This is a genomic window from Phenylobacterium sp. (assembly GCF_030679875.1).
Classification (GTDB): domain Bacteria; phylum Pseudomonadota; class Alphaproteobacteria; order Caulobacterales; family Caulobacteraceae; genus Phenylobacterium.
In genome coordinates this window covers 154,523-169,381 of sequence record NZ_JAUXSP010000015.1, presented here as the reverse complement: position 1 = coordinate 169,381, position 14,859 = coordinate 154,523, and the positions used below count along the sequence as shown (strand labels likewise).

9 protein-coding genes are annotated in these 14,859 nt (G+C 66.9%); 7 read left to right on the top strand and 2 right to left on the bottom strand.

The genetic code is table 11. The annotated features are described in order from the left end of the window. The first annotated feature begins 33 nt into the window (after positions 1–33). The 4 genes from putA (at position 34) to Q8K84_RS08840 (ending at position 6,761) form a co-directional block, all read left to right on the top strand. Positions 34–3,114 carry a bifunctional proline dehydrogenase/L-glutamate gamma-semialdehyde dehydrogenase PutA gene (gene putA / locus Q8K84_RS08855; RefSeq protein ID WP_305282264.1) on the top strand — a complete coding sequence of 1,027 codons (3,081 nt, stop codon included), beginning with the start codon at positions 34–36 and terminating at the stop codon, positions 3,112–3,114. Between the two features lie 154 nt (positions 3,115–3,268). Next, positions 3,269–4,861: an FAD-dependent oxidoreductase gene (locus tag Q8K84_RS08850; protein ID WP_305282263.1), complete on the top strand. Its 1,593-nt coding sequence runs from the start codon at positions 3,269–3,271 to the stop codon at positions 4,859–4,861. A 53-nt stretch (positions 4,862–4,914) separates the two neighbouring features. Then, entirely contained in the window at positions 4,915–5,403 is a 489-nt protein-coding gene (locus Q8K84_RS08845; RefSeq protein ID WP_305282261.1) for a RidA family protein, read from the top strand. 104 nt (positions 5,404–5,507) lie between these two features. Further along, positions 5,508–6,761 (top strand): SLC13 family permease, encoded by a 1,254-nt coding sequence (locus tag Q8K84_RS08840; protein ID WP_305282260.1) that lies wholly within the window; start codon positions 5,508–5,510, stop codon positions 6,759–6,761. 19 nt (positions 6,762–6,780) lie between these two features. Here the strand turns inward: Q8K84_RS08840 and otsA are convergent, their stop codons facing one another. Continuing rightward, positions 6,781–8,154, bottom strand: coding sequence for an alpha,alpha-trehalose-phosphate synthase (UDP-forming) (otsA, locus tag Q8K84_RS08835; protein ID WP_305282259.1), 1,374 nt, complete (start codon positions 8,152–8,154; stop codon positions 6,781–6,783). Next, the gene (locus Q8K84_RS08830) at positions 8,154–9,344 is read right to left on the bottom strand and encodes a mechanosensitive ion channel family protein (RefSeq protein WP_305282258.1); all 1,191 of its coding nucleotides are present in this window, start codon (positions 9,342–9,344) and stop codon (positions 8,154–8,156) included. Before Q8K84_RS08830 ends, otsA begins: the two co-directional genes overlap by 1 nt. A 223-nt stretch (positions 9,345–9,567) precedes the next feature. Here Q8K84_RS08830 and Q8K84_RS08825 point away from each other — a divergent pair, with 223 nt between their 5' ends. From Q8K84_RS08825 to Q8K84_RS08815, 3 genes are all read left to right on the top strand, one after another. Beyond that, entirely contained in the window at positions 9,568–10,371 is an 804-nt protein-coding gene (locus tag Q8K84_RS08825; protein ID WP_305282257.1) for a potassium channel family protein, read from the top strand. A gap of 323 nt (positions 10,372–10,694) precedes the next feature. After that, on the top strand, positions 10,695–12,179 hold the full coding sequence (locus Q8K84_RS08820) for a hypothetical protein (protein WP_305282256.1): 1,485 nt from the start codon (positions 10,695–10,697) through the stop codon (positions 12,177–12,179). A gap of 77 nt (positions 12,180–12,256) precedes the next feature. Further along, positions 12,257–14,848 (top strand): TonB-dependent receptor domain-containing protein, encoded by a 2,592-nt coding sequence (locus Q8K84_RS08815; protein ID WP_305282255.1) that lies wholly within the window; start codon positions 12,257–12,259, stop codon positions 14,846–14,848. The last annotated feature ends 11 nt before the right edge of the window (positions 14,849–14,859 follow it).

Genomic DNA, 14,859 nt, shown 5'->3' with positions numbered 1-14,859 from the left:
CGCTACATCGAACTGAGCCCTTGGGAGGTTGTGATGGACTGGGACCTGCTGGACGCCGCCAAATATCAGGATGAGGCTCAGGCGGTGCGGGCCCTGCTGGCGCGGCCCCCCTTTGACCCGCAGGCCCAGGCCGCCATCCGGGCCGACGCGGAGGCCCTTGTCCGCGGCGCCCGCGGTCGGGCTGACCGACAGGGGGTGGTGGAGAGCTTTCTGCAGGAGTTCAGCCTCGGCACCCGGGAGGGTCTGGCCTTGATGTGCCTGGCCGAGGCTCTGCTGAGGACGCCCGATGACGAGAGCCGGGACCGGCTGATCGCAGAACGGATCGGCTCGGCCGACTGGACCGCCCACCTGGGCAAGTCCGACAGCCTGTTCGTCAATGCGTCGACCTGGGGGCTGATGCTTACCGGACGCCTGGTGCAGGTGGATGACGAGGCCCGGCATGACCTGGGCGGCTTTCTGCGCCGGTTGACCGGCCGGCTGGGGGAGCCGGTGATCCGCGCCGCCGTGGCCCAGGCCGTGCGGATCATGGGCGAACAGTTCGTGCTCGGACGAAATATCCAGACAGCCCTGAAGAGGGCGGCGGCGGAGGACTATCTCTGTTCCTTCGACATGCTGGGGGAGGGCGCTTGCACGGCCGCCGACGCCGACCGCTACGAGGCCGCCTACGCCCAGGCCATCGAAGCCGTGGGCCAGGCCCACAATGGCCAGGGCCCCGAAAGCGGCCATGGGGTGTCGGTCAAGCTCTCGGCCCTGTCGCCGCGCTACGAGGCGACACAGGAAAGGCGGGTCTGGGACGAACTCTATCCGCGCCTCAGGCGCCTGGCGGTCCTGGCCGCTGGCCACGATCTCAACCTGACCCTCGACGCCGAGGAGGCTGACCGCCTGGTTCTGTCGCTGAAGCTGTTGGATCGCTTGGCGCGGGAGCCGGATCTGGGCGACTGGCGGGGTCTTGGCCTCGCCGTCCAGGCCTATCAGAAGCGTGGCCCGCAGGTGATTGCGGCTCTGGCCGACCTGGCTGGCGACAGCGGCCGGCGGCTGATGGTCCGGCTGGTCAAGGGCGCCTATTGGGACACGGAGATCAAGCGCGCCCAGGTGAACGGCCGGCCGGACTATCCGGTCTATTCCACCAAGGCGGCGACGGACCTGTCCTACCTGGTCTGCGCCAGGGCCCTGATCGAGGCTTCACCGCACCTTTACGCCCAGTTCGCCACCCACAACGCCCATTCCCTGGCCGCCGTGCGGAAGATGGCGGCCGACGCTTTCGTGGACGTCGAGTTCCAGCGCCTGCATGGGATGGGCGAAGCGCTCTATGCCGCTGCAGAGGCTGAGGCGCCGCTCCGCCTGCGGGCCTATGCGCCGGTCGGCGGTCATGAAGAGCTGCTGCCCTATCTGGTCCGCCGCCTGCTGGAAAACGGCGCCAACACCTCCTTTGTCCACGCCCTGCTTGATGACCGCGTGCCGGTGGAGAAGGTGGTCGCAGACCCCCTGGCGCAGATCGCCGAGACGGGCCCTGGCCGCCATCCGAAAATCCCGGCCCCGGCCGACATCTACGGTGCGACGCGCATCAATTCCCGGGGCCTGGATCTGAGCATTGTCCAGGCGGGCGAAAGCCTGGCCGTCACCGCGCGTCAACTCGACCCTGTCGAGGCGAGCCCCATCATCGCCGGTCGGCGGCAGGGCGAGGGCGAGGCGCGCAGGCTCTACAGCCCGTCCGACCATAGCCGTCTGGCAGGCGGCGTGATCGCCGCGACCCCCGCCGATATAGACGCCGCCTTCCACGCGGCCAGGCAGGCCCAGCCCGCCTGGGACGCCCTGGGCGGGGCCGGTCGCGCCAAGGTGCTGCGGGCCATGGGCGAGGCGTTGGAGGCCAACCGGGATCGCCTGATCGCCCTCTGCGCGGTCGAGGCCGGCAAGACCCTGGCCGACGGCGTCGCCGAGGTGCGCGAAGCCGTCGACTTCTGCCGCTATTACGCCCATCTGGCCGAGCAGCGGTTCGGCGCCCCGGAGGTTCTCACGGGCCCGGCCGGCGAGACCAATACGCTCGTCCTGCGCGGCCGCGGGGTCTTCGTGGCCATCAGCCCGTGGAACTTCCCGCTGGCCATCTTCACCGGCCAGATCTGCGCGGCCCTGGCGGCGGGCGATGCGGTGCTGGCCAAGCCCGCCGAGCAGAGCCCCCTGATCGCGGCGGAGGCCGTCCGGCTGTTCCACGCCGCGGGCCTGGCCCCTGAGCTGTTGGCCCTATTGCCAGGTCCGGGCGGCGAGGTGGGCGCGGCCCTGGTCGCCCACCCTGGCTGCGATGGGGTCGCCTTCACCGGCGGAACGCAGACCGCCCGGGCGATCAACCAAGCGCTTGCTGAACGCCGCGGACCCATCGTGCCCTTCATCGCCGAGACCGGCGGGCTGAATGGCATGTTCGTCGACACGACAGCCCTGCGCGAACAGGTCATTGACGACGTCATCAGCTCGGCCTTCGGATCGGCCGGTCAGCGCTGCTCGGCCTTGCGGATCCTGTTCCTGCCGGAGGAGACGGCCGACAGCCTGATCGAAGGCCTGATCGGGGCCATGGACGCCCTGGTGGTGGGCGACCCCGCCGATCCGGCCACCGATGTCGGTCCCGTGATTGATGCACAGGCCCGCCAGGCCCTGGAGGATCATGCCGGCCTCCTGGCCCGGGATGCGAAAATCCTCCACCGGCTGGCCAGCCCCCCTGGCGGGAGCTTCCTTGGGCCGATCCTGGCGGAGATTCCCCGGGCGAGTTTCCTCGCACACGAGGTGTTCGGCCCCATCCTGCATGTGGTGCGCTATGAGCCGGGGAAGGTGGAGGAAGTGGCCCGGGAGCTGGCCGGCCTGGGCTATGGCCTGACGCTTGGCGTGCATTCGCGCCTGGAAGGTTTCGCCGAGCGGATCTGCGAGCTGGTCCCGGCCGGAAACACCTATGTCAACCGGGCGATGACCGGGGCGGTGGTGGGCGTTCAACCGTTTGGCGGCGAAGGTCTGTCGGGGACCGGCCCCAAGGCCGGGGGACCCAACGCGCTCCTGCGCTATGCGGTGGAGCGGGCGCTCAGCGTCAATATCGCGGCCCAGGGTGGAGATCCGTCCCTGCTGAACCTCTGAGGGACGCCTGCGGAATTTCCGAGCGCAGGAGGAGGCTGGACGCCTGCAATCCGCGCGGTCGCAGGCGTGCGGCGCGCCAAGCCCCTCCTGAGCCTTGCCAGGACAAACGCCCCGACCGCTCTAGGCGTGAACGGGTGGTTTGGGGTCAGGGTCCATGGGTGTCAGTCGGCGTCTCTTTCTGCATCGTCTAGGGGCGGTTGGGGGGCTTGGCGCGGCCTATGGCGCCATGACGGCCCTGGGTCTCAACGCCGCTGTGGCGGCCATCCCGCCGAGCCTGTCGCCGCAACTGGGCAAGGGTCGAAAAGTGGTGATTTTGGGCGCCGGCGTCGCTGGGCTGGTCTGCGCCTACGAACTGGAGCGGGCGGGCTTCGAGGTGACGCTGCTGGAGGGGCGCGATCGTCTGGGCGGCCGGAACTGGACCCTGCGCGGCGGCGACAAGGTGGAGATGGTCGGCGAGGCCGATCAGACCGTGGACTTCGAGAAGGACGTCTATCTGAACGCCGGACCGGCCCGTATTCCCAGCCATCATGAGGGTCTGCTGGGCTACTGCCGCCGGCTGGGCGTGCCGCTGGAGGTTGAGATCAATGTCAGCCGCAGCGCCTTCATCTGGGGGGAGGGGGCCCATGGCGGCAAGCCGATCCAGATGCGCCAGGGCATCAACGACACGCGGGGACATGTCTCCGAACTGCTGGCCAAGGCGGTCAACAAGGGCGCCCTGGACGGGGAGCTGACCCTGCAGGACAAGGAAAAGCTGCTGCCCTTCCTGCGGGCCTATGGTGACCTGTCGGAAGATATGAGCTTCCAGGGGACCGAGCGCTCGGGCTTCGCACAGGCGCCCGGCGCCGCCGATCAGTTCAGCCGGCGCCGGCCCCCCGTCCCCCTGCGGGACCTGCTGGCCAACCCACAGATCCGCGCCACCGTGTTCGAAGACAACATCAATATGCAGGCGACCATGTTCCAGCCCACCGGCGGGATGGACCAGATCGTGGCCGGCTTCGAACGCGCCATCGCAAGCCCGGTGATCCGCAACGCCAAGGTGACTGCGATCGCCCGGGTCGGCGGCGGAGTGCAGGTGGCCTATGACCAGGCCGGCGCCCGGCGCATGATCAGCGCCGACTATGCCGTCATCACAATCCCCCTGGCCATTCTGACCGGAATTGAGAACGACTTCTCACCGGCCGTGAAGACCGCCGTCGGCAGCGTGCCCAACGCATTTTCCAATAAGATCGGCTTTGAATCCCCCCGATTCTGGGAGAAATCGCAGATCTATGGGGGCATTTCGTGGGTCGGCGGCGACACCTCCCTGATCTGGTATCCGAGCAATGGCCTGCACTCAGAGCGCGGCATGCTGCTGGCCTGCTATGGGTCCGGGCCGAGGGCGGAGGGCTTCGCCGCCCTGCCCATGGCGGCGCAGATCGCTGCGGCCCGGGCCGCCGTCGGTCGGGTTCATCCTGGCCATGAGGGCGACCTCGCCAAGGCGGTGGTGGTGAACTGGAGCAAGATTCCCTTCAGCCTCGGCCCCTGGCCCAACTGGGAGGGGGATGGCGGCCAGGAGGGGCATATGGACATGCCGGCCTACCGGCTGCTGAACCAGCCTGATGGTCCGTTCCATTTCACGGGCGCCCATCTCAGCCAGATGCCGGGCTGGCAGGAGGGGGCTGTGCTGTCGGCCCATCGCACGATCAAGGCCCTGGCCGCCCAGGTCCAGTCCGCCGCCCTTGCGGAGCCGCGGGCGGCGGCCTCCTAGTCTTCCCCGCGCCTCCCAGTTTGCCGTTTTTTCAAGAAGAGAAGGAAACGCCCATGCGCCGCCTCGCCCTGGCCACCCTGCTGGCTGCCCTGGCCGTCACCCCCGCCGCTGCGGAGATCAAGCGGGTCGGGCCTGAGACCTCGCCTATCGCCAGCGCCGTGGTGGTGCCGGCGGGCTATGACATCATCTATGTCAGCGGGATCACCCCGCCGGTCACCAATCCTGGCGCCCCCGAGGGAACGCCGCGGGAGTTCGGGGACACCAAGACCCAGACCATCGGAGTCATCGAGCGGATCAAGGGGATCCTGGAGTCCCAGGGCGCCACTCTTGGAGATGTGGTGATGATGCGGGTGCTGCTGGTCGGAGACCCGGCCCTCGACGGCAAGATGGACTTCGCCGGCATGATGGAAGGCTACCGCCAGTATTTCGCCAACGCCGACCAGCCCAATCGTCCCGCCCGCATCACCTCCCAGGTCTCCGCCCTTGTGGCGCCTGGCATGATGGTCGAGATCGAGGTTCAGGCGGCCGTGAAGCCGAAATAGGCGCAGGACTTTCGCAACCGACAGGGCGGCTCTAGGATCAGACGTGGTTACCAGCGCCTCTGACAGGTGCGCTGGCGATCCCGTACGCCGGGGAAGGGTCCTTCTTGAATTTTGAGCAACTCGCCACCTTGGCCGTCCTGGCTGCGGTCGTCGTCGCCCTGCTCAGCGACCGGGTGAGGGCTGACGTCGCCGCCATGGTCGCGGCCGCGACCCTGTTGGCCCTTGAGGTGATCACCCTGGAGGACCTGGGGCGGGGCCTGGCCAGTCCGGCCCTGGTGGCCCTCGCCTCTCTGTTCATCATCGCCCGGGCCCTGGACGTGACCGGGGGCATGGGGGTGATCATCCGCTCGGCCGCCCGGATGACGGACCGGATGGGGGCGGCTTCCGCCCCTGTGATCATCACCCTGTGCGGCTCGCTGTCAGCCTTTTTGAACAATACGCCGCTGGTGATCCTGGCCGCGCCGATCATGCAGGACTCGGCCAGGCGGCTGGGCATCTCGCCCAAACGGCTGCTGATCCCCTTGTCCTACGCCTCGATCATGGGGGGCGCCTGCACCCTGATCGGCACCTCCACCAACCTGCTGGTGGACGATATGGCCCAGCGCCAGCACCTGGCGCCCTTCACCCTGTTCGAAATCACCGGGGTCGGTCTGGCCATCGCCGCGGTCGGCGCGGTCTATCTGGCGGTGGTGGCCCCGCGCCTGCTACCCGCCGACGACGTGTCGGGAACGGTGACCGGCATCCTGCCTGAGGCGCCGCCGCCCTTGCGTCTGATCCCGGCCCTGGTCAGCGTCACGGTCTTCGCCTTTGTCCTGGGGGCCGCGGCGGGCGGGCTTTCCATCGCCGTGGTGGCCTTTGTCGGGGCGATGGCGCTGCTGGCCTTCCGGGTGATGAAGCCGGAGGAAGCCTATTCCGGCCTGCGTCCACAGGTGCTGCTGATGATTGGGGGCATGCTGGTGGTGGGTGAAGCCCTGGGTAAGACGGGGCTGGCCTTTCAGGCCACCAACGTGGTCGCCGCCTTTACCCAGCCCCTGGGGCCCATCGCGGCTTTGGCGATCATCTATGTGGCCACCTCGATCCTCACCGAGATCATGTCCAACGCCGCCGTGGCGGTGCTGATCACCCCTCTGGCCATCGGCCTGGCCGAAAACCTCGGGGTCGATCCGCGACCCTTCGTGGTGGCGGTGATGATGGCGGCCAGCGCGTCCTTCGCCACCCCAGTGGGGTACCAGACCAACACCATCGTCCATCAGGTGGGCGGTTACACCTATATGGACTTTGTCCGGGTCGGCCTGCCGCTGAACGTGATCTCGGCCATTGTCGCCGTGTGGGTCATCCCGCGGATGTTCCCCTTCTAAGGAAGACTATCGCCCGCGATCAGTTCGCCATCAGGGCTCGGACGAAGTTATCCCGCCAGATTGAGACGTCTGATGCCCGCAGGTCGGCCATCAACACATCCCAGCGCCGCCGTCGTTCGGCCAGGGGCATGGCCAGGCCCCGCAGGATGGCGTCGGAGACGTCCTCGCGGCTGAAGGGATTGACGATCAGCGCCTCACCCATCTGCTCGGCGGCGCCGGCGAAACGGGAGAGGATCAGCACGCCGGGATCTTCCGGGTCCTGGGCGGCGACATATTCCTTGGCGACCAGGTTCATGCCGTCTCGTAAGGGCGTGACCAGGCCGAGTTTGGCGGCGCGGTAGATGCCCGCCAGCTGATCGCGGCGATAGGCCCGGTTCACATAGCGGATTGGCACCCAGTCAACGGTCGAGAAGGCGCCGTTGATCCGGCCAGAGACTCCGTCCAGCCGCCCCCGGATTTCCTGATAGGCCTCGACATCCTCCCGGCTCGGGGTGGCGATCTGCAGCAGGAAGACCTTCTCGTGAAGGTCGGGATTGTCGTGGAGGAACTGCTCGTAGGCCAGAAATCGCTCCTCCAGCCCCTTGGAGTAGTCGAGCCGGTCAACGCCGATGATCATCTGGCGATCGAGCATGCTGGTCTGCATGCGGGCGTACTCCGCCTTCGCCGTCTCGCCATCCAGGGCGGCGGTGAACTCGGTGACGTCCATGCCGATGGGAAAGGCCCCAAATTCCGCGGTGCGGCCAAAGGCGCTCAGTTCAAGCCCTTCGCCGAGGGACCCACCGGCCTCCTGCACCACATAGTCCTGGAAGGCCTCGAGGGAGTCCTCGGTCTGGAAACCGACCAGGTCGTAGTCGAACAGAGCCTCCACCAGTTGGGGATGGCGGGGCAGGGTGGTGATCAGGTGGCGCGCCGGCCAGGGGATGTGCAGAAAGAAGCCGATCCGGTTCTTAACGCCGCGACGACGCAGCTCCTGGGCGAGCGGGATCAGATGGTAGTCGTGCACCCAGACGAAGTCGCCCTCTTCGATCAGGGGCAGGACGGTCTCGGCGAACCGGGCGTTGACCCGGGCATAGCCCTCGCCAAACGATCGCTCATAGGCGGTCAGGTCCACCCGGTGGTGGAACAAGGGCCAGAGCGTCTTGTTGGCGTAGCCGTTGTAATACTCCTGAACGTCCTGATCCTCGAGGTCCATGGTCGCCACGGTCACCCCGCCGGCCCGCTGCACCCCGACCTGACCGGTATAGGTATCGGTGGTCTGCCCGCTCCAGCCGAACCAGAGACCGGAGTGTTCGCGCAGCGCCGCGGCCAAGGCCATGGCCAGGCCGCCCTGCGTGCCGCCGCCGGCGTCATTGGGCGGGCTGACCCGGTTCGAGATGACGATCAGTCGTCCCATCAGACCCCCCGCTGTGCGGCGGGCGCGGCCTCGGCGCCCTTGGCTTGCGGCATGACGAGATGCATGTGGGGATAGGGTATCTCGACCCCCGCGGCGTCCCAGGCCGCCTTGATCCGGCGGTTAAAAGCCCGCCCCACGCCCCATTGGGCGCCAGGGGGAGTCTTTATGCGCGCCCGCAGGACGACGCCGCTGTCGGCCAGGGCGCTGACGTCCATCACCTCGAGCGGCTCAAGGATTTTTGGGCCGAGATCGGGATCTGCGCGCATCTCCTCCACCACCTGGGCCATCACGTCGAAGGCCTGATCGATGTTCGATTCATAGGAAACCCCCAGTTCGACCACGTGATAGGAGAAGACCTTGGTCATGTTGTGGATGATCTGGGCCTCGCCGTAGGGCAGGACGTGCAGCGTCCCGTCCAGGGCTCGCAGCCGGACGGTGCGGATGGTCATCTGTTCGACGACCCCGGTGGACCCGGCGATTTCAACGACGTCGCCCACCGCCACGATATCTTCTGAGACCAGGAATATGCCTGTCAGCAGATCCTTCACCAGGGTCTGGGCGCCAAAGCCGATGGCCAGGCCGATCACCCCGGCGCCGGCCAGCAAGGGCCCGATCTCCAGGCCGATCTCGGCCAGGATCATCATGGCCCCGATGATGATGATCACCCCGCGCGCAACCCCGTGGAGAAGCGGACCGATGGTGTTCAGTTGCGCTTCCCGCCGCACGCCGCCGGCCTTGCGCGAGGCCATTCGCCCCAGCAGACGGTTGACCAGCAAGGTGGCGAGTTCGGCGGCGGCGAAGGTGATCACCGCCAGGATTGCGATACGCAACACGCTCTCGACCACCTGCTGGCCAAGACCTGCGGTCAGCCAGCCCAGCAGGTCAAAGCCCCAGATGCCGGCGAGCGCGAAGAAGGCCGCCAGGACAAGACCGGTTTCGAAGACGGCCCAGGTGACCTGGGTCACCCGGCGGGTGCGAATGGTTTTCTCGGCGTCGGCGGGGCCCGGCATGGCGCGGACGCCACGTTTCAACAGGCGGCGAACCAGCAGGCCGGCGCCGAAGGCCATAGCGACCACCAGCACCGACAGCGCCACATTCAGCGCCAGGGCGCCTGGCCCCAGGCGCAGGAGCGCGGCCCAGCTTTCCCGGACGCTGAGTATGACCTGTTCGCTTGCTGTGCTGACCTCCAAACCGGGGCCTCCCTGTCAATGGATCGGGCGTTTGCGCCGTCGGCGACGACAGCGGCGACCCGCCCCTTGCAGAAGGGCGCAAGCGGGATTTGGGTTCACCCCAGCCGGGCGGGTCGGGTAGAGCTAACACGCCTCGGCCCTTGGAAGGGTCAATCTCACGGACCTGTGAAGCCTATGGCGGAGTGTGCACAATGAACGACCAGACCTGGGGCGTTCCGAACCCGTGAAGCCAGCCGACACCAAGCCTTCGGAGCGGCAGCGCGCCGTCTGGCGCCTGCGCGCCAAGTTGCGGGCGCTCTATCACGGCGAGTCCCCTGGGGCGGTGCGGTTCCGGCTTGGGGTCATTGGCGTTGACCTGGTCCTGATCGCCTTTTTCATCGCCGCGCCCTTTCTCAGGGACTCCCGGGCCTTCCTTCCCCTGGACCTGGCGGTGGCGGCCATTCTTGCGGCCGACATGGCCGCGCGGGCCCTGGCCTGGCGAAGCCTGAAGTCGTGGATCCGGCGGCCGATCGTGATGGTCGACCTGTTCGTGCTCCTGACGCTGTTGTTCCCGACCGTGCTCATCAACCTGGCCTTTCTGCGCGTGCTGCGCATCTGGACCCTGTTTCACAGCGACTTTTTCTGGGAGACGGTCGGGCACCGCTTTGATGACACCCGCTGGGAGGACGTCATCCGGGCGGCCGCCACCCTGGTCACCTTCGTCTTCGTGGCCACCGGTTTCGTCTACACCATCTATGTGGGCGATGAGGGCGGCGTCAGCGGCTATATCGACGCCCTCTATTTCACGGTGACCTCACTCACCACCACTGGCTATGGCGACATCATCCTGCCCGGCATCACCGGCCGGCTGGTCTCCATCGTGATCATGATCTCGGGCATCACCCTGTTCGTGCGGTTCGCGCAGGCCCTGTTCCGTCCCTACAAGGTCCGGTTCACCTGTCAGGTTTGCGGCCTTATGCGCCACGAGCCAGACGCGGTGCATTGCAAGGCCTGTGGGGCGCTGATCAACATCCCGAACGAGGACTAGGGCGCACGTCCGACCGGGGGGAGACCCCAGGCCGCCGCCGACAAATGGCCCGCTCGCCTGGAATTATGTCCAGCACGCCTTAATCCGCCAGGCGGCGGAGCAGAGCTCCCTCAACCCATTTCCCAGATAAATATCAAAAGGATAAGGGGGGTCGTGGCCGATGTGCCGCACCCGCGGGGCTGCACAGAACTGTCACGTATCCGTTGGGGAGCTGTCACGCAGCCTACCTAGAAGGGCGGTCGGGCAAGCGGGCGTTCAGATCTCACAGTGGGGTTTGGGGACAGCCGGCGCCTGCGCAATTCAACGCGACGGCGGAGAGCAAGATGACCGGCACCACCACCCTGAGAAACCTGCTGATCACCTCGATCAGCGCCATGGCCCTGGCCGCCTGCGGCGGCGGCGCGGACAATGTCGCCTCGCCTGGCATCGGCGCCTTCCCGCCGACCACGCCGACCACGCCCACGACCCCCACCACGCCGACGACGCCTGGCACGGGCACGGCCGCGGCTGACTGCCCGACCGGCTTCACCAATGTCGGCGTGATCCTCAACGGCACCCTGCGCAACTGCCAGCTGCCCTCCAAGATCGTCGGCAATGTGGTCGTTCCGGCCCGCGCCGGCACCATCTACTCCATCAGCGGCCGCACCGATGTGGGCGACGACCGCGGCGCCGATCCCAATGCGCCGGTCGCTGGGGCGCAGCAGGGCGTTCTGACCGTCGAGCCCGGCGTGCGGATCTTCGGCTCAGCCGGCCTGGACTACATCAACGTTCAGCGCGGCTCGCAGATCTTCGCCGAGGGCACCTCGACCCAGCCCATCATCTTCACCAGCCGCCAGAACATCGAAGGCACGACGGGGCCTGACTCCATCGGTCAGTGGGGCGGCCTGGTGATCTCGGGCCGTGCGCCCATCGCCTCGTGCCCGGCCGGCACCACCCCGCCCAACGTCAACTGCGTGGCCACCTTCGAAGGCGGCGTCGCCCTCTATGGCGGCAACAGCCCGAACGACAATTCCGGCCGTCTTCGCTACGTCCAGGTCCGCTACGCCGGGTTTGAAATCCAGCCGAACCGCGAGCTGAACGGCATCACCTTCAATGGCGTCGGCGCTGGCACGACCCTCGAATATGTCCAGGTCCACAACGGGTCGGACGACGGCATCGAGTTCTTCGGCGGCACCGCCAACATGAAGTATGTCGTCGTCACTGGCGCCGACGATGACAGCGTCGACACCGATGAAGGCTGGCGCGGCGGCATCCAGTACCTGATCGTTCGCCAGCGTCCGAACGGCGGTGACCGGGTGTTCGAACAAAGCTCGGTGGGCGTACAGGCGTCCCTGAATTCGCAGCCCAAGTTCGCCAACTACACCGTCATCGGTTCGACCCGGACCGGCGCCGGCGACGTCCAGCTGCTGAACACCGGCACTGGCGGCCGCTTTGTGAACGGCATCCATGTCTCGACCAACCCGTCGACGGCTTGCCTGGACGTCGACACCCCGTCGACGGTGGCCGCTGCGCCGCGCTGGGACTCGGTGGTCTTCTCCTGCGCCATCTCCTTCCGCAACGACAGCGACGTGGATGGCGCGGCGACCGCCGCCCTGTTCAACGCCGGGACCAACAACAACGCCAGCTTCACCTCCAGCCTGGTGAACGGCTTCGTCAACGGCCCGAACGAGGCGGCGCGGACCGCGGCGGACCCGAAGGCGGTCTACGCCTACTTCGACACCACCAACTACATCGGCGCCGTCCGCGATGCGAACGACACCTGGTGGCAGGGCTGGACCTGCGGTCTGGCCAGCGGAAGCAGCTGCTGATCCGAGCCAAGGCGGGGCGATCCTGAAAGGGATCGCCCCGATTTCTCCGCGTCCGTCGACAATCGAGGCGAACCTCAATGAACATCCTGCTCCGCCCGCTCTCGGGCCTTCTTCTCTGCACCACGGCCCTCATGGCGCCGGCGGTGGTCTTCGCTCAGGCCGCTGACGGGCCGGAAGTTCAGGAACTGGTCGTTCGGGGGCGCTACATCCCCGAAGTGATGCGTGAGACGGCCGAGGTCGCCTCCATCGTCACGGCCGAGGACCTGGTTCGCCAGGGCGACGGCACGGCCGCCGAGGCCCTGACCCGCCTGACTGGCCTCAGCGTCGTCAGCGGGCGCTTCGTCTATGTCCGCGGTCTCGGGGAGCGTTACTCCTCGGCGCTGCTCAATGGCTCACCCCTGCCGAGCCCAGAGCCGCTGCAGCGGGTGGTTCCCCTTGACCTGTTCCCCAGCGGGATCCTGTCCAGCGTGAACGTCCAGAAGTCCTATTCGGTGAACTATCCCGGCGAGTTCGGCGGCGGCGTCATCGACCTGCGCACCGTGGGGGTGCCGGATGAGCCGTTCCTGGCTTTCAGCTTCGGGCTGAGCGCCAATGACGAGACCTCGCTGAAGCAGGGGCTCACCTACTATGGCGGCGACTACGACCTGGCTGGCTTCGACGATGGGACCCGGGACATCCCCGACGCCATCCGCGATGGGATCGCCACCGGCAAGCGGATCGACCAGGCCAACTTCGACGCCAACACCCTCGCGCAGATGGGCCGCAGCTTCCAGAACGCCAATGTGCGTCTGCTGCAGTCCACCAATGATATTCCGATCAATGGCAGCTTTGGCCTCTCGGCGGGAACCCGCTGGAACCAGGACTGGGGTTCCCTCGGTGTGATCGTCGTCGGCGGCTATGATCGCGGCTGGGAGACCCGTCGCGCGGTCCAGCAGGCTGGCGTTGTCAGCCTGGGCGGTCTGTCGATCACCGAAGACCTCATCTCCAACTCTTCTGAGATGGATGTGGAATGGCACGGCCTGGCCAGCGTCGCCCTCGACCTCGACGCCCACAAGTTCCAGTGGACCAACTTCTATGTCCGCAACGTCACCAAGGAAGCCCGCTCGGTCGAAGGCGAGAGCACGCTATCGAGCAACTTCATCCGCGACGACTACACTGCCTGGTACGAGCGCGAGCTGTTCAACACCCAGCTGACCGGCGCTCACAAGTTTGGCGATCTGGAGATCGACTGGCGGGGGTCCTACGCCAATACGACCCGGGATGCGCCCTATGAGACGCAGACCCGCTATCGACGTCTGAATGATGGGCTTTTCTATCATAACCCCCAGTCTGACGCGAATTTCATCCGGTTCAGCAGCCTGGAAGACACGACCTACGGCGCGGGCGTCGATGTCCGCTACCGCTGGGATAACCCCCTGATCGTCGATTTCACGGTCTCGGCAGGCTACGCCTTCTACGAGAACGAGCGCTACTCCGATGCGCGCGCCTTCCGCTTCACCATGGACCAGACCCCGTCCCTGGCCTTCCAGCGGCAGCGCGTGGACTTCCTCTATTCGAACTACAACATCGGTCCGAACGGCCTCTTCCTGCGGGAAGTGACCGGCTCGGAGGGGGCCGCGGCCTACGAGGCCGCCCTCACCACCAATGCGGTCTATGTCCAGGGCGAGGGCGAGATCCTGCCGGCGGTCCGGGCCAGCGTCGGCCTGCGCTACGAAGAGGGCGAGCAGAGCGTCCAGGCCCTGGATCTGTTCTCCACCAACGACCCGGCGGCTGTGCAGCTGAACAACGACTATGTTCTGCCCGCCGGCACGGTCACCTGGAACTTCGCCGATGACCAGCAGCTGCGGTTCGGGGTCTCCAAGACCATCGCCCGTCCGCAGTTTCGTGAGCAGGCGCCGCAGATCTATCTGGATCCGGAATCTGACCGCACCTTCATCGGCAATCCCTATCTGGTCGACAGCGAGCTGCTGAACCTCGACCTGCGCTACGAGCGCTACTTCGACCGCGGCCAGTTCGCGACGATCGGCGCCTTCTACAAGGACATCGACAAGCCGATCGAGTCGATCGTCAACGAGACCGGCGGCGGTCTCCAGCAGACCTTCCTCAACGCCCCTCGGGCGGTCCTCTACGGGATTGAGGCTGAGTTCAAGAAGACCTTCGAGCCGGAATTCGGCATGGCGTTCACCGACAACAAGCGCTGGCTGATCGGCGCCAACTACACCTGGACCAAGGCTGAGGTGCGGGTCGAGGACGGCGACCAGGTGTTCCCGCTGACCGGCCTCGGCCAAGCGGCGCCGGCGGCCAACTTCGTCATCGACGGCAGCCGCCTGCAGGGGACGTCTGAGCATATCGCCAACATGCAGTTCGGGTTTGAAACCCTGGACGGCGACACCCAGGCGACCATCCTGGCCAACTATGCCAGCGAGCGGACGACGGCGCGGGGCGGTTCTGGCGCGGCGGACTTCCTTCAGGAACCCGGCGTGCAGCTCGACCTCACCTTCCGCCAGAAGCTGCGGATGTGGGGCCCTGAATTCACCCTCGGCTTCGAGGCCCGCAACCTGCTGGGTGAGGAGTTCGACGAGTTCCAGACCCAGGGCGGCGACAAGGTCATCCTGAATAACTACGAGCTCGGCCGCAGCTATTCGGTCAGCGTCTCGACCCGCTTCTGATCGGCGGGCGG

What these genes read in the sequence shown, in the direction of transcription:
- otsA (WP_305282259.1), bottom strand. Translation starts at nt 8,154, where the DNA reads ATGGGACGACTGATCGTCATCTCGAACCGGGTCAGCCCGCCCAATGAC.
- Q8K84_RS08820 (WP_305282256.1), top strand. Translation starts at nt 10,695, where the DNA reads ATGACCGGCACCACCACCCTGAGAAACCTGCTGATCACCTCGATCAGC.
- Q8K84_RS08815 (WP_305282255.1), top strand. Translation starts at nt 12,257, where the DNA reads ATGAACATCCTGCTCCGCCCGCTCTCGGGCCTTCTTCTCTGCACCACG.
- Q8K84_RS08845 (WP_305282261.1), top strand. Translation starts at nt 4,915, where the DNA reads ATGCGCCGCCTCGCCCTGGCCACCCTGCTGGCTGCCCTGGCCGTCACC.
- putA (WP_305282264.1), top strand. Translation starts at nt 34, where the DNA reads ATGGACTGGGACCTGCTGGACGCCGCCAAATATCAGGATGAGGCTCAG.
- Q8K84_RS08850 (WP_305282263.1), top strand. Translation starts at nt 3,269, where the DNA reads ATGGGTGTCAGTCGGCGTCTCTTTCTGCATCGTCTAGGGGCGGTTGGG.